Raw genomic sequence first — 20,377 nt, 5'->3', positions numbered from 1 at the left:
TTTAATTTAAAGTAGCAAATAGTACAAATGAAATCATTACAGAAAATCCTTTTTTCAACACTAATATTATTTGGCGTGAGTGTTTTTGGTCAGGTACGTCTTCCAAAATTAATAAGCGATGGGATGATTTTACAACGTGATGCAAAAATCAAAATTTGGGGCTGGGCATCGCCTAATGAATCTATTTCAATAACATTTGTTAATAAAAAATACCAAATAAAGGCAAATAATACAGGCGAATGGGAATTGAATTTGTCCAATCTAAAACCAGGCGGGCCATTTTTGATGACAATAAAGGCAAGCAATACCATCGAAATAAACGAAATTTATATTGGAGATGTTTGGTTGTGTTCAGGACAATCCAATATGGCAATGACAGTCGGCGAAGTTTCGAAATCCTATCAAGAGGATATTGCCAATTCCGAAAATAAATTGATACGCACTTTTTTAGTCCCAAGAGAAGTCGATTTTATAGCTCCTAGAACTGATTTAAGTGGTGGTTCTTGGATGCAAGCAAATCCTAAAAACCAATGGCAATTTTCGGCAGCAGCCTATTTTTTTGCCAAAGAACTTCAAGCTAAACTAAAAATTCCAATCGGATTGGTTAACGCAAGTTTAGGTAGTACTTATGCCGAATGTTGGATGAGCGAGAAAGTTTTAAAACCTTTTCCGGACCGATACAAAGAAATTCAACAAGCAAAAAATCCCGAATACATAATGGGTATAGCGAATAAAGAGAAAGAAGAAGAAAAAAATTGGGATGCCTTGCTTCAAAAAACAGATGAAGGTGTCGCATCGAAAAAAAATTGGATATCTAATGCCACAAAAACAAATGATTGGGTCGAAGCTAAAGTCGCTGGCTATTGGAATACCAATTCGTTAGTGAAAATTCACGGAGCAGTTTGGTATAAAAAAGAGATTGAAATTTCTAAAAGCATCGTTTTGCAAGAATCCATTTTAGAACTAGGAAACATTGTAGGAATTGATTCTACCTATGTCAACGGAAAATTAATAGGGAACGGATTAGGAGGAAATAAACCCAGAAAATACGTGCTTCCCGCTAACAGTTGGAACGAAGGGTTGAATACTATTACGGTAAGAATTTGCAACAAACGCGGTAATGGTGGCTTTGCTCCGGGTTTAAATTATGCAATTATTAGTAAAAACGAAAAGATAGATTTATCCGGTATTTGGAAATCTAAACTAGGAGCAAAACTAGACCAATTGCCCGAATTAATAAATATAAAATTAATTCCATCTGGCTTATATAATGCAATGATTGAGCCTATAAAAAAGTTTAAATTTAAAGGCGCAATTTGGTATCAAGGCGAAGCAAATGTGAGAAGACCTGTCGAATACGGCAAAATTCTTCCTGCGCTTATCAATAATTGGAGAAGCTTGTTTAATGATCCAAAACTTCCTTTCTTATTTGTTCAATTGCCAAATTTTATGGTAACTCAAGATCTACCGTCCGAAAGCAACTGGGCACTTTTAAGAGAATCGCAACTCAAAACTTTAGCTATTCCTTATACAGGAATGGCAACCACAATAGATATAGGCACGTGGAATGATATCCATCCTCACCAAAAGAAAGAAGTCGGAACACGATTGGCTATTGCTGCACAAAAAGTAGCCTACAATAATTCTAAAACTGTTTTTTCAGGTCCACTATATAAATCCATGCAAATCGAAAAAGACAAAATTATTCTCTCCTTTTCAACCATTGGAAGCGCAATGCAATTCAAAGGCCAAGGAACTCACACTAATTTTGCGATAGCAGGCGAAGACAAAAAATTTGTTTGGGCTGATGCCAAAATCGAAAACGGAAAAATCACAGTTTGGAGCGCAGCAATACCTAATCCTATTGCAGTTAGATATGCTTGGGCTGACAATCCAGAAGGCGAAAAATTATACAATACCGAAGGGTTACCAGCTTCTCCGTTCAGAACGGATTCTTGGTAATTTAAAATTATAAAAACCAACAATTTTTTAGTTCGCAAAAACTCTTGAAATGAAAAAAATATTTTTAGTTACACTTTTAATTTATATCCCACTCTTTTTACAAGGGCAGTCGCTAGAATTCGTTATGGACATGGTTCATAATAATCCTGGAGAAAAACCTTATGAAACCAAGTACAATGACCCAGAATTCCTCAAAAAAGAAGGGTTTACATCCACTACGCCGCATTGGTATATTAATTGTCTAATTGACTATAATTCTTTTGAAAAAGATGTAATAGGATTAAATACAGATGCCAGAAAATGGATTGAATCCAAAGCTGCAGCAGTTGATTTGAAACTTGCCGAATGTGAAAAAGCAGGAATAGATGTTTACCCTTTTACAGATTTCATTGTATTTCCAACTGCTATTTGGGAAAAATATGGCGACTCCATTCGAAGAAAAGAAGTGGGCGGTGGTTCTACCCTTGGTGGAAATGGGGAAGCTATGGTTCCAGACATCCAACGAGAAACTACACAAAAATTATTACGTGCTCAAATTGACGGAATATTTAATCGTTTTCCGCAGCTAGATGGACTTGTACTGCGTTTTGGGGAAACCTACTTGTTTGATACGCCTTATCACAAAGGAGGAAGTCCAATACGAAAAGGGAAGGATGGAATTAAAGATCACATCACATTTATTAATATTCTACGTGACGAAATATGTGTCAAACGCAATAAAAAACTATTCTATCGAACTTGGGATTTCGGGTTTAACTTTCACAACAATCCAGACTATTATTTAGCTGTAACCAATGCTATTGAGCCTCATCCAAACTTGATTTTTTCTATTAAATATCAGCAAGATGATTTTTTACGAATGACACCTTTTAATCCCACCTTGGGAATTGGAAAACATCGTCAAATAGTAGAATCACAATCTCGAATGGAAGCTTATGGCAAAGGCGCTCACCCGTATTATTCAGCTTATGGCGTGTTAAATGGATGGCCTGAAACCAAATTTGAAATTAAAGGCAGTACTATGACTGGAAATTTGAATAAACCCGAAAATCCGCGAGGTGTTAAAGACATATTGAATTCTAATTTGCTGTGTGGTGTCAACACTTGGTCGAATGGTGGCGGTTGGCAGGGTCCTTATACCACCAATGAAATATGGACTGATTTGAATACTTATGTAGTTTCGCATTGGGCGCAAAACCCCAAACGTACAGAAGAAGAAATTTTTTATGAGTTTGCAACAAAGCACGAAATAGTTGGCAGACAAGCAGAAATTTTTAGGCAAATATGCTTATTGACTATCGAAGGCGTCAGAAAAGGACAGTGCAATAGTTATGTAAGTAATAATAAATGGTGGTCCAGAGATGATTTCTTTTCTGTTTCGGATAATAAGAATGTCTTAAATCAGATCATTAAAGAAAAACTACAGGATAAAATTCTAGCCGAAAAAGCCGAAGCTACAGCAATTTGGATGCAAATAGAAGCATTATCAAAACAATTAACACTAAATGACGCTAAAACTCTAGAAGCCATAAAAGTTTCCTGTACTTATGGCAGAATAAAATATGAATTAATAGAGCAAATGTGGGTTCTAATGATTGAAGATGCTAAAAACGCTGATCCAAATACAATCAATCTAGCATTGATAAAAGTGATAAATCGGTATGACCAACTATGGAAAGAATGGCAAACTCTAAAAGAATCGAGTTCAGAATGTGCCACTTTATACACCGATTTAGCTTTCAAAAACAAGAAGGATGGAAGTATTGGCGAACTCGTTGAAAAATTTAGAATTACATTAAAAAAAATAACCAATCATAAAAGCAAATAATAATAACCAACTATCAAAATGAAAAAACACCTTTTAATCGCTACTTTGATTTGCTTTGCTTTTCAAATAATGGCACAAGAAAAAACCAAAACTAGAGAAGTTCAATTGCTAGACACTGGATGGCGTTTTCTCAATAAAGAAATCCCAACCACGAATCTAAGTCAAGTGGACGATTCCTCTTGGCAAACCGTAACTATTCCCCACGATTGGGCAATAGCAGGACCTTTCGATATGACCATCGATATGCAAAAAGTAACCGTGATTGAAGATGGCGACAGAGGAGCTAAATTGAGAACTGGAAGAACAGGGGCGCTGCCTTGTTTCGGAATAGGTTGGTATCGAAAAGCCCTAGCCATTTCAAAAGAAGATGAAGGCAAACGAATTTTTGTAGAATTTGATGGCGCGATGAGTCGTTCCAAAGTATATTTGAATGGGGTTTATGTTGGCGAATGGCCTTATGGATATTCCTCTTTTTCATTTGAATTGACAAAATTCATCCAGTTCGGAAAGGAAAATATTTTATCCATTCGATTGGAAAACAAAGAAGAATCCTCCAGATGGTATTCTGGAGCGGGAATTTATAGAAATGTGCGGTTGGTAAAAACCGCTCCTGTTCGAGTAGCACATTGGGGAACTTATATTACAACTCCTGTAATAACAGATAAACAAGGACAAGTAGCTATCAAAACAGATATTGATGGTAATGAAGCCATCCAATTGGTTACCGAAATTTATGATGCCAAAGGCAAGGAAGTAGCTTCGGCTGTTGCCAATAAAAAAGCGGATGGAAGTACCACTGTAGAACAACTAATTAAAGTCAATAAACCGAGTTTGTGGAGCGTTGAAACGCCGATTTTATATACTGCGGTTTCTAAAGTGTTTGTTGGTAAGACTCAAAAAGACGAATATAAAACGACCTTTGGTTTCAGAACTATTCGATTTGACAAAGACAAAGGATTTTTCCTTAATGGGAAATATACCAAATTCAAAGGAGTGTGTTTGCATCACGATTTAGGATCTATCGGAGCTGCGGTAAGTCATCGTGCCACGGAACGTCAATTGGTTATGATGAAGGAAATGGGTGTCAATGCGATTCGTACTTCTCACAATCCACCGTCATTAGAATTGCTAAAAATATGCGACAGTATCGGACTTATGGTGCAAGTAGAAGCTTTCGACGAATGGAAAAACGGGAAAAACACAAACGGTTATGGCGAATTTTTTGATGAATGGGCCGAAAAAGATTTAACTGCAATGATCAAAAGAGATCGAAACCATCCTTCTGTAGTGATGTGGAGCATCGGAAATGAAATCAGAGAACAAGGAATGCCAGAGGGTGCAGCAATGGCGAAATTTTTAACGAAAATTAGTCACGATTTAGACCCAACTCGTCCAGTATCTGCAGGATTTAATAACTGGAAAGGAGCTATAAAAAATGGTTTGGCAGCCGAGGTGGACTTGGTTGGTTTTAATTATGCACCCGATTTCTACGACAAAATGCGCAAAGAAAACCCAACCTTTACTATTTATGGTAGCGAAACCGCCTCGACAGTAAGCTCTCGTGGAGAATATAAATTTCCTGTAGTGGCATCAAAAAAGGCTTGGTACACAGACTATCAATTAACAAGTTATGACCTAGAAACTTGTAGCTGGGCAGACCTTCCTGATTTTGAATTTCAATATCAAGACGATTTAGAATTTGTTGCAGGAGAATTTGTTTGGACTGGTTTTGATTATTTGGGAGAACCATCTCCGTATAACGAAGGAACTCCAGCACGAAGTTCTTACTTTGGTATCGTAGATTTAGCTGGAATCCCAAAAGACCGTTATTATTTATACCAAAGTAAATGGAGCGATAAACCCGTATTACACGTGTTGCCACATTGGACTTGGCCTGACCGTTTGAATCAAAAAGTACCTGTTTTTTGTTATACTAATTATCCAAAAGCAGAATTATTTGTCAACGGAAAAAGTATGGGTACGAGAGTAAAAGACAAATCAAGTATGCTAAAAAGATACCGCTTGATGTGGGATGATGTAATCTATGAACCAGGAGAAATAAAAGTACTGGCTTATGACGCCAACGATAAAGTAGTCGCTGAACAAATCATTAAAACCGCTGGCGAAACCTATACAATTAAACTTACAGCTGATAGAAATACAATTAAAGCCGATGGAAAAGATTTGTCTTTCGTAACCGTTGAACTTTTAGATAAGAACGGCAATTTATGTCCAAGAGCTAACAATTTATTATTCTTTGATGTTACTGGTGCTGGAAAATTGAAAGCGATTTGCAATGGAGATGCCACAGATCAAACTGCATTTGTATCTAAATATATGAGAACATTCAACGGCAAAATGGTTGCTGTTATTGAATCGGAGACAAAAGCAGGAGAAATCGTATTGAAAGTTTCGGGAGGATTATTAAAAGCACAAGAAGTGAAAATTTCAACGAATAATCCTTAAAAATAAAATCATTGCAATGGGTAAATCAATTAAAAAATGAAAAAAATAATAGCATTAACCGCAATACTTTTAGTTGTTTTAGTCACTGGATGCAATACAAAAAAAGCACTTTCCTCAATAAATGAAAGTATCTTCGTGGACAAAGCAACGCCGAAAAAATCAACTCCTTTTTTGCTTTTCGATACAACATCAAAAAAAGGGAATAATAAAAAATGGAAACTTGTTTTTTCAGATGAATTCAACGACAAGAAAGTCGACACGACCAAATGGACTGTTGAGAAAACTCAAAAAAAACGAGTAGACGTTATGCTTTACGCCGATGAAAATCAAGTAGAAGAAAAAGAAGGGAATGTTTATATCTACTATAGAAAGTCTCAAATGAACGACACCACATATATGGCTGGAAGGTTCAATTCTAAAGGGAAGTATGCTCCAACTTACGGATTTATGGAAAGCCGTATGCACTTAGTAAAACCAAACGGTTTTCAAATGGCTTTTTGGATGATGCCTGAAGGAAAAGGAATGGCTTCCTCGACTCCTGCGGACGGAACAGCTAACGATGGAGCCGAAATAGATATTGTAGAAGGCAATAAATTAAACGCTTTTTCTAGTGGATTGCATTGGGATGGATATGCAAAACCAGCGCATAAATCAAATGGTGCGCTTGTTAAAACACCAAATATTCACGATGCTGAATATCATATATTTGGTTTTGAATGGACACCAACCTATTTGAAATTTTATTATGACGGAAAGCTGGTCAGAGAAATGACCGATCCGAAATTAATCCCTAAAGTAGCTCATTTTCTTTATTTTTCAGGAAGTTGTTTTGGCAAAAGCGATTGGGTTGATGGAGATGTACGGCAAAATGATTATATCCAAAAGGGTGGAGTAGCGAAAGCATACGTAGATTATGTGAGAGTTTATCAAACAAATGAAATGAAATAAGTTCAAAAAAAAGCATTATGAAAAATAAATATCAAATCTTTTTTGGAATCCTAATCTTGACAAGCTTCAATTCTTGTTCCCAAAAAAAAGTAGTGGCTTTGGAAAACAAGAAAGCACAGCCCAATGTAATTTTTATCATCGCTGACGATCTAGGTTACGAAGATATTGCAGCGTATGGCAGTAGTTTTTACGAAACTCCAAACATTGACAAACTCGCTAGTAACGCTACTCGTTTTACAAATGGATATGCCAATTGTCCGGTATGTTCTCCGTCACGAGCAAGTTTTCAAACCGGAAAATATCCTGTAAATACAGGAGTTACGGATTGGATAAAAGGGCGAAAAGTAGATCCAGGAACAACTCCTAATGACCGCTGGATTGTTCCAGACACCGAATATGATATGAAATTGAGTGAAACCACGATCGCTGAAGCATTAAAACAACAAGGTTACAATACGGGGTTCATAGGAAAATGGCATTTGGGTGAAACCGAAGCTTTCTGGCCTGAAAATCAGGGATATGATGTCAACATTGGAGGTTGGAGTGCAGGTGGACCACAACATTCAAAAGGAAGTAATGGCTATTTTTCTCCTTATGGAAATCCTAGATTGAAAGATGGACCAGTAGGAGAATATTTGCCAGAAAGATTAACCAATGAGGCCATCACGCTTTTAAAATCCAATACTGATAAACCATTTTTTATGTGTTTGTCCTATTATTTAGTTCACGCAAAATTGCAAGCAAAAGAAGAGGATATTGCTATTTTTAAAGAAAAAAGAGCGAAACTAGGTATTACTGAAGTCCAAGAATTTTCAGCATCACAACCTTGGATGGAAACCGCATCGGGTACATCAAAACAATACAAAGAACGAATCAAACAAGGTAATCCAACATATGCTGCCATGATAAAAGCTTTGGATGACAACGTGGGTAGAATAATCAGTTATCTAAAACAAACAGGGACTTATGACAATACGCTTATTATTTTTGTTTCTGATAATGGAGGCCTATCTACAGCTGAGGGTTCGTCAACCTCAAACTTACCTTTAGCAAAAGGTAAAGGATGGATTTACGAAGGCGGTATCAGAGTACCTTTTATAATTAAATCTCCAAATTCAAAAAAAGCCAGTGTTGCTGATATGCCAGTAACTGGAGTCGATTTTTTCCCAACTATTATGGCTTATGCCAACAATTTAACAAAATTCCCATCTATTGACGGAATGAATTTAAAACCTTTTATAGACGAAGGAAAAGTGGCAAAAGAACGGCCATTGTTTTGGCACTATCCGCATTATCCTAATCAGGGTGCAAATCCTGCGAGTGCTATTCGTTTAGGAGATTTTAAATTAATTCATGATTTGGAATTGGATTCTTATGAACTGTACAATTTGAAATCAGATATTGGCGAAACTAAAAACCTCGCTTCTTCTTTACCAGAAAAAACAGCAGCGCTAAAAGCAATGTTGAATAACTGGGTAACCAAAAATTACAACAAAAAATTAGAACCAAATCCAAATTGGAATGGCATCGATTTAAAATGAAAATTGAAATTAGAAACTACTTTTTAAACATAGTAAACAAAATAAATTAGTAAGCATGAAAACAAAATCTATTTTAATCGTCTTATTGACTCTTGGACTGAATCTTTCTGCACAAGTTAAACCTGCAGAAAATAAAAAAACAAACGAGGAATTGCAAACTGCTGTTGTACTCGAAAGCGCTAGAAAAGAAACTTCAAAAGAATTAGAACTTTCTGCAGCCGATATGCAATGGTGGAAAGATGCCAAATTTGGGATGTTTATCCATTGGGGATTGTATTCTATTGTTGGCAAAGGCGAGTGGTATATGTTCAATAAAAGTGTGGATGTACGAGAATATCGAAAACTGAAAGACCAATTTACTGCTGAAAAATTCAATGCCAAAGACTGGGCGCAATGTGCCAAAGATGCCGGAATGAAATATATGGTGATGACTTCGCGCCATCATGATGGTTTTTCTTTGTGGGATAGTCCAAGTAGTTACGATAATTTTACAAGCATCAACAGTGCTGCCAAAAAAGATTTTGTATCTGAATACACCACAGCCTGTCGAGAAGCTGGTTTGAAGGTAGGACTTTATTATTCACCACTCGATTGGCGTTTTCCAGGGTATTTCTTCCCTGATATGTACCGTGAAAATGCCGAACAACTCAAAGCTCAAACCTACTCACAAGTAGAAGAATTGATGAAAAATTATGGTAAGATTGATGTTTTGTGGTATGATGGTGGCGGTGATGATTGGCTCGGATTGGGCGGATTGCAATGGGGTGGAAAAGAAGGTTGGGGTCGACGTCCAATAACAGAAAAATACAAAGGAAAACCGCTTTTTGAACCTATAAAACTCAACACTATGGTACGCCAATACCAACCTAAAGTGATCATGAATGAAAGATCGGGTTATGAAGGCGACTTTACTTCCCGAGAAAAAGCAATGGGCGATTTTGACAATCTAAGACCTTGGGAAAAATGCGGCACAATATCCGCTGGCTGGGGTTATATGTCAGTACGAACTGAGCCACTTCCGTTGAAAAAGATCCTCGAAAATCTTTCTAATATTGTTTGTCGTGATGGTAATTATTTGCTGAATGTTGGTCCACGACCAGACGGACAAATTGAGCAATCGCAAGTAGCAAGACTTAAAGAAGTAGGCGAATGGTTGAAACTGTATGGCGAATGTATTTATGGTACAAAAGGAGGACCTGTATTGCCTACTCCAAATTACGGAGCAACTTCCACTGCAAAAGCCATTTATATCCACGTTTGGGAATGGCCAGCCGACGGAAAAATTACAATTGAAGGCCTAAAAGGAATTAAATCTGGAAAACCATTAACCGCTGACAACGTTTTGGTTTCTGTAAAAGATGGGATAGTGCAATTAAGTTGTGATAAAATCAATAAAGACAATCCTTTGACGGTTATTAAATTGAAATTGTAGATAAGTTAAAACGTGATTATTAAAATTTTGAATATTCTAGTTTTTAAGAAAATGTTAAATTTAAAAAATATTGTATCTTTTCTTTTATTGTTTATCCTGAAAATGCGGTTGGGAATTTGTGTTTAATGTTTAATTTCGCATTTACAATTTCAAAAAAAATTAAACACACAATCATTCCAAGAAATGACTCTAAAAAAGTGCTGCTTATACATTGTTCTTTTTCTTTTTATTCAAACTGTTTCAGCTCAAAAGGCTTCCATAAAAGGTACAGTTTTAGACAGTCAAAATGGGGAACCTATTGAATATGCTAGCGTTGCATTACTAAATTCCGCTGAAAATACGGTTATTGCTGGTGAAGTTTCCAATAAAAAGGGGAATTTTACCATTCAAAATATCAAACCCGGAAATTACAATCTCAAAATATACTTTATAGGCTACGAATCCCGAATATTAGAAAATGTTAAAGTACAAGGCAACCAAACCATTCAGCTAGAAGTCATCAAATTAAAAGCCAGTAACCAAGCTTTGGAAGAGGTTGTTGTAATGAGCAAAAAAGCAAATTCCTCCAATAGAATTGACAAACAACAATACAAAGCGAGCCAATTTGAAACCGCCAAAGGAGGTTCCGCCATTGATGTCATCAAGAATTTACCTTCTGTTACCGTTAATGGTGAAGGTCAAATAAGTATGCGAGGCTCCAATGGATTTATGGTTTTGGTCAACGGCAAACCTGTTTTGACCGATGCGGCAACCATTTTGAGTCAGTTGCCGGCCAATACGATTCAAAATATCGAATTGATTACAGCACCTTCGGCAAAATATGATCCCGATGGGAAAGGAGGAATCATCAACATTGTCACTACCAAAGGCAGCACCGATGGTTTTGCACTTTCTGCAAATGCAATGGGAGGATTACCCAGCACGGATGATTATGATAATTTAGAACAACCAAAACGCTTTGGTGCTGATATTACAGCCAATTATAAAAAAGAAAAAATTGACCTTTCGGTTACAGCAAACTATCAACGAAATGACAATAATGGTTACCGAGAAGGCGATGTTTTTACCAAAGATTTCGATGCGAATACCATTACTCGTTTTCCATCCAATGGCGAAAGAAGTTTTGACAAACACAATTATTCCATTAAAACAGCATTGCTTTACACTGCCAATAAAAACAATACTTTCAATTTCGGCTTTTATCTCGGCAAAAGATTCCAAGCTCGAAGAGCCGATTTGGTGTACAACAACAGCACTTCCGATTTGACTACAAATGCTGTTTTGAGCATATTCCCTTATTTCAATTCGAATGTCCAAACCAAGGAAGGGAAATTTACTTTGGCCAATTTTGATTATGCGCACACTTTTAAAAACGAAGCCACATTGACCGCTTCGACACTTTATGAACACGCCAATTTATACGGAAATACCATCAATTTGAATATGGATTATCCTGCCAAAACAAACGTTTTTCAGGAAGTAAACAATCCATATACCAATCCTATTTCTGGTTTTCGTTTCAAATTAGATTATGCCATTGCTATAGGAGAAGGGAAATTAGAAACTGGCTACCAATATCGAAATGACAAACAAGATGGAACTTTTGGTTATACCATCAATCCCGAACCTGTTCCGGCTGTTGACAATTCCCAATTTAGAGGAACAGCCAAAACTAATAATCACATCAATGCGGTTTATTCCCAATATTCAGGAAAATCAGAAAACTCAACTATGTGGCTGGTTTGCGCTATGAATATGCCCAAAGGGAAGTGATTCTATCGACCGATGTGAATCCACATCTTTTGAATTTCAGCAATCTTTTTCCTTCGGCTAATTTGTTATATACTTTCAATGATTCTTGGAATGCAAAAATGGGTTACAGTAAAAGAGTGCAACGCAACAATAACTCTGAATTGAATCCAATTCCCGAAAGAGAACACTCTGAAACTTTAGAGCAAGGAGATCCTGATTTGTTGCCACAATTCGTCGATTTAGCCGAACTTGGAATCAATCATAGCTTTAAAAAGGGAACCTTTTTCACCACCTTGTATTATCAAAACATCAAAAACCCGATTCAAAGAGTCAACAGTGTGTACAACGATACGATTTTGAATCGGGTTTACACCAATGCCGAAAGGGCGAGGCTTTTTGGTTTGGAAATGGGAACGAATCTAAAGCCCAAAAAATGGCTGTCTTTATACTTTGGAGCCAATATTTACAATTATAAAATCAATGGTGATTTGGATGTTTTGGGAGAAGCATCCACTGTCAATAATTCGGATTGGGTGTATTCATTGAATGCTAATACTACTTTTAATTTAAATAAAAGTTGGAGCCTTACGGCCAATGTAAATTGCACTTCGGCAAAACCTACAGCTCAAGGAGAAGATTCCCGATTTTTGATTCCGAATATGTCCGTAAAGAAAACTATTTTTGACGGAAAAGGCAGTTTGGGATTGCAATGGCAAAACATCAACTTCGGAAATATGGATTCAAACCAACAAAGGATTACTACTTTTGGTAGCGACTTTTATACCACAACAAATTACATTTATGAAACCAATGTTTTGTTGCTCAATTTTAGCTATAATTTCAACAAATTGTCCAGTAAAAATAAACTGCCAACAAGTGAATTCGGCGAAAAAGAGTTTTAGGATTTACTCTATTCCTATCGGTTAATATTGGTATTTTAAGCTGGTTTACTAGACAAAAATAGTTAGTGAAAATTATACCGATTAGCAATATATAAGAGTCCAATAAATTGTACTCAATATATTGTCTACCGGCATAAACCATTGTAAAATTTTAAAATGGATTAGACCATTTTAAAATTACAATTGGTATTATTTCATAGTAGTAAATTTACAAAAGCTATTTTTTAAATTCTATATAGTTTAAATTGAAATTTCCTCCAACAAAGTGAACGCGAATTGGATTACTTCCTTTTTGGAGGGTAACATTTTTAAGGAAAGTTGTTTTCCAAATTGTTTCTCCACCAGTAGATGTAAGTTCAATAGTTTCTGAAATTTTCTTTCCCTCTTGTTCCAAATACAATTTTCCTCCTTTTTTTTCACTTGAATAACGAATGGCAACATCAAATTCACGTGCATTTTTCACATTGGCAGTAAATTGCAACCATTCCCCGTCTTCAATGAAAGAAACATGAAAACCATTAGTAGTTTTATCCGTACAGGTTACAATATCAACACCATCGTTTCTCATTTGGTTTCCTTTATTCCAAGGGGTAAATTTTGTTCCTTCATAATTGGCCACATTTTTGTCTGAATAGGCAAAGCCATTTGTTCCTAAATCATATTCTGTTGCAAATATTTTTCCAGGTAGTTTGTGGTTTTTATAAGGTTTGGTATCGTTTGTTTGTACTTGGCGGAACATTGCATCAATTACATCAGGTTTGACGGTTACGTTCTCCATTTTATAATTATCGGCAATTTGCATCAATGCTTTTTGTGCAAATTCGACGGTGGGTTTCGTCCCTCCATTTTTCCAATAGTTGAGTATTTGTTCATATTCAGGTGTTTTACGAACCGATGTTACTCCAGCAATATTTTCAATTTTTTTCATTGGCCAGAAAGCCCAACCAATATTATTTTTTTCGACTAATGAAAGCACTTCTTTAAACCAAACATTCGAATTTTCGCCACTTTCTCCTAACCAAATAGGCACATTGTATTGAGTTCTATAATCTAAGAATTTTTGAATTGACTCTACGTTATTGTGGTTCCAATATTTGTGAAAACTCAATGCCATATTATCATCCCAAAGCGGAAAAATTCCGTCGTAATTATTACCCCAACAATTGCCTTCGATGATGACTAAATGATTCGGATCGACTTCTCTTATGGCCTTTGTAATTCTAATTTCTAAATTTCTCAAAGGGATGTTTAACTTTTCATCACAACCATTTAAATTCTTACTGTCAAAATTCCAATTGGGTTCATTGATGATGTCATACCCTCCAATCCAAGGACTGTCTTTGTAGCGTTGTGCCAAATTTTCCCAAAGTGCTACGATTTTATCCTGATTTGCAGTGCTTTCCCAAAGTGATGGTTTTGAAGGATCGTAATCTGAAATATTGGCGTCGTGACCCTGTCCTCCTGGAGCTCCATGTAAATCTAGAATTAAATAAATCTGATTGGCAGCACACCAGTTTAACAAATTATCGGTCATGGTAAAACCTTCTTCTAACCAAGTTATTTGGCCGTCTTTTTCGTTTTCAATTGCAGGCGTATATAAATTGTAGTGCATTGGCAAACGAACGGAATTGAATCCCCAAGAAGCCAAAGAATCGATATCTCTCTTTGTAATTCCGTTTGCTTTATAAACTTTATAGAATTCTTCGGTGTTTTCGACACCAATCAAATCTGATATTTTTTGTTTGATTTTATATTGTGGTCCTGCAAAAGCACCAGTTTGAATCATATAGCCTTCTTGAATCATCCAACCGCCTAATCCTAAACCACGCAAAACAACATTTTTATCGTTTCCATCTACAATGTTTTGTCCGTTTCTATGCAAAAAACCTTGACCAAACGAAGCTAGACTATAGCACATTAAAGAAAACAGAATTATATTTTTCATTTCAATTATTTAAAAAAAAATTAGAAATCCTTTTGTCTAACAACTTTTAGAATATAGATCTTTTACATATTAATACACCAATGTTTGAATAGCTTTTGGCAAAATTGAAATTTCTGTTGTGTTTGTTCCAACGCACAAATTGTAAGTTACTTTTTTGTTGCTTTGATTCATAACAATCGTTATTACCTTTCCGTCCTGATTTAAAAACGAAGTGGAAATTAGTTGGCTTCGACTGGTTACACTACTAATTCTTTTGGCATCTTTACCAATAAATTTAGAAAAATGTCCAATAAAATAATAGGATGGAGTGTAGATTAATTCACCAGTTTTGGTATCAGCGTGAATGGGAGCGAAGCAAAAATTACCTACATGATTGGGCCCGCCTTTTTCGTCTAATAGTATATTCCAATCCGTCCAACCTACTGTTCCATTATTGAAATCGTTAATCATGGATTTGCCATAACGCTCGCCATTTTTCCAAAGTTGGTATTTATTTGCATCGAATTTTTCGTTACACCCTTCGGTAAAAAGTAAATTTTTGTTTGGATACATTTCTTTGACAGCCCCCACATTTTCATACATTGGCGCTCCGCCTGTCCACGTTTCATACCAATGAAAACCAACTCCCCAAACATATTTATTGGCATCAGGATCATCAAGAATGGTAGTTGCTCTTTGAGTAATCAAATCTCTATTGTGATCCCAAACTGTAATTTTTTTGTCACCAAGTCCAGCTTTGGATAATGTTGGCCCAAGATAATTTTTTAGAAAATCACGTTCCTCTTCGGCGGTATAAATGCAAGACTCCCAGGTTTGTTTGGCCATTGGTTCGTTTTGAACCGTTAATCCCCAAACAGGAATCCCTTCTTTTTGATAACTGTTAATGAATTTTACATAATAATTGGCCCAAGATTGATAAAATTCGGGCAATAATTTTCCGCCTTTTAGCATGTCATTATTGTCTTTCATAAAAGCAGGTGGACTCCAGGGACTGGCATACAAGGTCAATTTTCCACCAGCGGTTTCTGTTGCTTTTTTAATTAAAGGAATTTTAAACTTTTTGTCATGTTCAATAGAAAAAGTTTTCAAATCTGCATCTCCTTCGACGACATAAGTGTACATATCACTGCTAAAATCGCAACTGTGAATATTAGTTCTAATGAGCGAATATCCAATTCCTTTGTCTTTACTATAGTAAGCAGTCAATAATTCTTGTTGTTTGTTTTGCGGTAATTTTGCAAAAACTTCAGCGCTAGCATCTGTAATAGCACCTCCAATTCCTAAAAAAGTTTGAAAGGTTTTGTTTGGATCTACAAACACACAGGTTTGAGTTTCGAACGGTTGTTTTAAGACTGAAAATTTCAAATTATCAGTATTTGTTAGCCTCAGATTCGTACTGTCTGCAGATGTGTAAACCATAACAGTTTTACCATTTACAGAAAAAGGTTTGGGTTGCATTTTGCTTTTTTGCTGAGAAAATACACTTAATGTTACTAGTAAAATCAGTACCGAAATTGTTGTTTTCATAATTTATTTGATTGTTATCGTTATTCTTTTTGAAATATTTGTGGCTGAATTTTGATTTCAACTTTATATAAAGGAAGTATTTTGTTTTCTAAAACACATACGTTCCAACCGAACCACTTGCTAATGAAGTAGTAAACCATCTCCCATGCATTTTAATATTGAATATTTCATTTGTATTTCCATCATTTACAACCAGTACGATTATTTTTCCGGCCGGAGTTTTAAATGCTACATTACTGAGATTTCCTTGAAGAGTACTGCCAATTCTTATTGAACCTGCGGGAACAAATTTTGATGCGTGAGCAATGATGTAAAAGGCTACGTTTCTAACAAAACTTTCTGAACTATTCACTGTTATAGCTCCTTTGCATTGAGTACATCCACCAGCTGTATGAGGTCCAAATGAAGCATTATTAGCTAAATTCCATTCGAGTGCTATTTTACTCCAATTGCGCATTGAACCTATTACAACATTTTTTAAATGCCATTTAAGATCCCCTCCAAAATCACCCTGAGAGGACGTCCATTGTTCTGTAAAATAAACATTTTTATTAGGAAATGTATTGTGTACCGTGGATAAAGCACTAATATCACCGCCATATAAGTGAAAAGCCGAGCCATCTATAAATGGATTTGCTCCAGTATCACTCAAAACTGCAATCGGATAATCTGGTCTATCGCAGTTATGATCATAAATAATAATTTTGGTGTTTATGCTCGCTGTTTGAAAAGCTGGCCCTAAACTATTTTTGATGAATTCTGCTTGTTGTAATGCTGTCATCAAAAGACTGGGATTATTTCCTGGATGCAAGGGTTCATTTTGGGGACAAATCGCATCAATTGTAATCCCTTCAGCTTTCATTTTTTGGATGTATTTCACAAAATATTGAGCGTAAACTCCATAGTATTGTGGTTGCAAGCTTCCGCCAATAAAACTGTTATTATCTTTCATCCAAACTGGAGGAGACCAAGGTGTGGCCATTATTTTTATATTTGGATTTATTGCTAATATTGATTTTAGAACTGGCATTAAATTAGTCATATCTGGAGCCAAGCTAAAGTTGGTCAAATTCAAATCTGTTTGACCACGTGGCATATCATCATAAGAAAATGGTACTGCGTTTAGATCCGAAGCTCCAATGCTTAGACGTAAATAACTTATGCTAATTGAATTTTCGCTAGAGCCAAATAACTCTTGTAATAATTCCTGCTTTTTGATAGCCGTTAATTGATTAATCACGTCCGCACTTCCTCCAGTAAGTGTGTAACCAAAACCGTCAACGGTTTGAAAAGTTTTGGTATCATCAACTTCAATATTGGGATAGCTATTATATGTTGTGCCAAATGCCAGAACGGCAGACTGTTTTTTGAGCAATACCGATTGATCTCCTTTAGTCAACCAAAAATCCACTTCATTTGTTACCACTGGAGGCGGAATTGGTTTTGGTGTTGGAGCTTTTTCTCCACCTGAGGAGCAATTAGATACTAGACTAGTGATTACCGCTAAAAGAAAATATTTCATTATCGTTTCTATTTTGTTCATTTTTTCGTTTTATTAAAAACTTATTTCAGTGTATATTGGCAAATGATCAGATGGATATTTTAGCTCTTTTGAATCACTCAAAGTAGCGAATTTTTTCACTTTGAATTTGCTGTTTTTGGATATAAAAACATAATCAATTAAGTTAGTAACTGGCTCATTATGTTTAAAACCATTAAAAGTTCCCGATGGACCAAAAGGCTTCGTTTCAGAAATATCTCGAGTATCATTCATCACTTTTTTTAGTTCTATGATTCGACTATCTGTAGGTTTAGAATTAAAATCACCCATAAAAATCACCGTATCATTTTTGGTGTTCAATGCTGCAATTTTCGAAAGAATAAGTAGAATGCCTTTTGTTTTGGCTAATTCTCCTATGTGGTCTAAATGTGTATTGAAAACCCAAAATTGCTTTTTTGTATTTAAATCTTTAAACAAGGCATACGTGCAAACCCTATTGAAGGCAGCATCCCAGCCTTTTGAAATACTATCTGGAGTTTCGGAAATCCAAAAAGTATGGCCTGCTATTACTTTAAAACGGTCTTTTTTATAATAAATATTCGAAGATTCGCCATCACCTATACCATCTCTTCCAATTCCTATAGAACTATACGCAGAAAGCGCTGTTGCAATGTCAATTACTTGATTGGGTTTTGCTTCTTGAACGCCAAAAATATCGGGTTCGTAAAACTGTATTTGTGAAGTAAAAAAATCTTTCCGATTGGACCATTTGTTTTCTCCATCACTTTCAATGTCCAGACGGATGTTATAGGTCATCAACTTTAATGATTGTGAATTCCCTTCGAAAAGGAACAATAAAAGCATTGCAGTCAATAAATATTTCATTGTAATAACGTTAAAGCAATTAAAAAAATAGCCAACAATTATTGATTGTAAAGAAGATTGTTTTCATTATTTGCTTCTGTATCTTTTGGCAGAAGCAAATAATGAAAAGCTAACTAACCAAAATCCTTAATTATAAACTCTTACATAATCCACTTCGAAAGTAGAGGCGACAAAATTTGGGTCTATTGCACCGCCAAAATTTCCTTCCATAGCGCAATTCATGATCAAGAAAAAGTTCTGATTAAATGGAACATTTGCTGAATTTACAAAGGTTTTGAATAGCTGATTGTCAACATAAAACTTGATGTTTTCCGCTCTCCAATCTATACTGTAAATGTGAAATTCAGTTGTAGTATTGGAAATAGTGATGCTCGAACTGTCTGCATTTCCACCAGAACGACCTGTGTAATGAAGTGTTCCATGAATTTTATTAAGTTGATTGCCTACGTGTTCCATTATATCAATTTCGCCGCATGCGGGCCAACTAACGGTTCCGATATTGTCTCCCAACATCCATAAAGCAGGCCAGGTACCTCCACCAACGGGTAGTTTTGCTCTAAATTCTATTTTACCATACTTGACAGAAAATTTTCCTTTAGATAACAGACGAGCAGACGTATAATTGCTTCCTTGATAGCTTTCTTTTTTTGCAATTATCTTTAAAACACCGTTCTCCACTTTTACATTATCTGCGCGATTCGTATAGTTCTGAGATTCATTATTACCCCAGCCACCAGCTCCTAAATCATAACCCCATTTCGAACTATCAGGTGCGCCACTGCCATTAAATTCATCGGACCATATTGACTTAGGTGCTACATAAAGTACGATTGTGAAAGATTTACTTACAAATTTCACTCCATTATAAGCTGAAATAATTACAGTATAATTATTTGTTCCTGAAGCGTTATATGTATAAGAAAAAACACCACTCCCTAATTCTTTCGTTACACCGTCTCCAAGTGCAATTTTGAAAGATGTAGCGTTTGTTGCGTTAATTGTAAATTTTACAATTCCTGTTCCATCGCCATTTGGATTCTCTGCACTCTTCCCGACAATTTCTGCCGTAACGTTAAGATTAGATGGAGTACCTACATCGTTATTATTTGAATCTGAATCTGATGAACTACAAGAAATGCTTACAAAAAGCATAATGGCTAACATAAGAAGTTTTTTACTAGTAGATGTGAAATTTTGCATATTTTTTTTTTAAAATTAATGAAATTAAATTTTGCCTTACAGTGAAGTTATAGTAATCTTTTGGCTGCAATTTATATAAATTTAAAATCTGTTTAGAATCATAAATTGTAATTATTTAGAAACGTAGAAAATAACGAGATAAACCAATTGATGTTTGTAAAACATTCTCTTTTAAATTAAAAAATGGAAAGATTATCAAGATCATTAAAAACTATGTTTATATGTGTTTAATAATTATCAAATTTCAATTATGCTCAACGAACTATAATGATTCAAAAATATTTTTTTTGATTTTTAAAACACTCTGAATGTGCAAATAGCTTAGTATTTTTAGTAAGAACTTGGGACTATTTAGTCAACCCTTAAAAAGAGCTATTTTTAATTTCCACAAAAATAGGAATATTATTTTCAGGATAGAAGTTGAACAAATAATTAAGCCAAAAAACAATTTGTTCCTTGATTTGGTTGAATCGGAGCTTAAAATTGTA

13 protein-coding genes are annotated in these 20,377 nt (G+C 35.5%); 8 read left to right on the top strand and 5 right to left on the bottom strand.

Translation table 11 applies throughout. The features are described from left to right. Window positions 1-27: 27 nt before the first annotated feature. The 8 genes from RMO83_RS15255 (at window position 28) to RMO83_RS15220 (ending at window position 12,831) form a co-directional block, all read left to right on the top strand. Entirely contained in the window at window positions 28-1,962 is a 1,935-nt protein-coding gene (locus RMO83_RS15255; protein ID WP_310560560.1) for a sialate O-acetylesterase, read from the top strand. A 49-nt stretch (window positions 1,963-2,011) separates the two neighbouring features. Next, a complete protein-coding gene (locus tag RMO83_RS15250) occupies window positions 2,012-3,790 on the top strand; it encodes a hypothetical protein (protein WP_310560559.1) in 1,779 nt (592 codons plus the stop codon). Window positions 3,791-3,808: 18 nt separating this feature from the next. Beyond that, complete coding sequence (gene galB / locus RMO83_RS15245) at window positions 3,809-6,256, top strand: beta-galactosidase GalB (protein WP_310560558.1); 2,448 nt, start codon at window positions 3,809-3,811, stop codon at window positions 6,254-6,256. 36 nt (window positions 6,257-6,292) lie between these two features. Further along, the gene (locus RMO83_RS15240; protein WP_310560557.1) at window positions 6,293-7,204 is read left to right on the top strand and encodes a family 16 glycosylhydrolase; all 912 of its coding nucleotides are present in this window, start codon (window positions 6,293-6,295) and stop codon (window positions 7,202-7,204) included. Window positions 7,205-7,221: 17 nt separating this feature from the next. Beyond that, a complete protein-coding gene (locus RMO83_RS15235; RefSeq protein ID WP_310560556.1) occupies window positions 7,222-8,745 on the top strand; it encodes a sulfatase in 1,524 nt (507 codons plus the stop codon). Window positions 8,746-8,800: 55 nt separating this feature from the next. Further along, window positions 8,801-10,177 (top strand): alpha-L-fucosidase, encoded by a 1,377-nt coding sequence (locus tag RMO83_RS15230; protein WP_310560555.1) that lies wholly within the window; start codon window positions 8,801-8,803, stop codon window positions 10,175-10,177. Window positions 10,178-10,360: 183 nt separating this feature from the next. Further along, on the top strand, window positions 10,361-11,950 hold the full coding sequence (locus RMO83_RS15225; protein WP_310560554.1) for a TonB-dependent receptor: 1,590 nt from the start codon (window positions 10,361-10,363) through the stop codon (window positions 11,948-11,950). Next, window positions 11,947-12,831 (top strand): outer membrane beta-barrel family protein, encoded by an 885-nt coding sequence (locus tag RMO83_RS15220; RefSeq protein WP_310560553.1) that lies wholly within the window; start codon window positions 11,947-11,949, stop codon window positions 12,829-12,831. The genes RMO83_RS15225 and RMO83_RS15220 overlap by 4 nt, the downstream gene beginning before the upstream one ends. A 217-nt stretch (window positions 12,832-13,048) precedes the next feature. Here RMO83_RS15220 and RMO83_RS15215 read toward each other — a convergent pair whose 3' ends face one another. From RMO83_RS15215 to RMO83_RS15195, 5 genes are all read right to left on the bottom strand, one after another. After that, a complete protein-coding gene (locus RMO83_RS15215) occupies window positions 13,049-14,776 on the bottom strand; it encodes a cellulase family glycosylhydrolase (protein WP_310560552.1) in 1,728 nt (575 codons plus the stop codon). A 69-nt stretch (window positions 14,777-14,845) separates the two neighbouring features. Next, the gene (locus RMO83_RS15210) at window positions 14,846-16,303 is read right to left on the bottom strand and encodes a glycoside hydrolase family 30 protein (protein ID WP_310560551.1); all 1,458 of its coding nucleotides are present in this window, start codon (window positions 16,301-16,303) and stop codon (window positions 14,846-14,848) included. Window positions 16,304-16,391: 88 nt separating this feature from the next. Beyond that, entirely contained in the window at window positions 16,392-17,846 is a 1,455-nt protein-coding gene (locus RMO83_RS15205; protein WP_310560550.1) for a glycoside hydrolase family 30 beta sandwich domain-containing protein, read from the bottom strand. 12 nt (window positions 17,847-17,858) lie between these two features. Then, window positions 17,859-18,689 (bottom strand): endonuclease/exonuclease/phosphatase family protein, encoded by an 831-nt coding sequence (locus RMO83_RS15200; protein WP_310560549.1) that lies wholly within the window; start codon window positions 18,687-18,689, stop codon window positions 17,859-17,861. Window positions 18,690-18,815: 126 nt separating this feature from the next. Continuing rightward, on the bottom strand, window positions 18,816-19,889 hold the full coding sequence (locus RMO83_RS15195; protein ID WP_310560548.1) for a glycoside hydrolase family 16 protein: 1,074 nt from the start codon (window positions 19,887-19,889) through the stop codon (window positions 18,816-18,818). Window positions 19,890-20,377: the final 488 nt, after the last annotated feature.

Source organism: Flavobacterium sp., assembly GCF_031423415.1.
Lineage (GTDB): Bacteria > Bacteroidota > Bacteroidia > Flavobacteriales > Flavobacteriaceae > Flavobacterium.
This window is presented reverse-complemented; position numbering and strand designations above follow the sequence as displayed.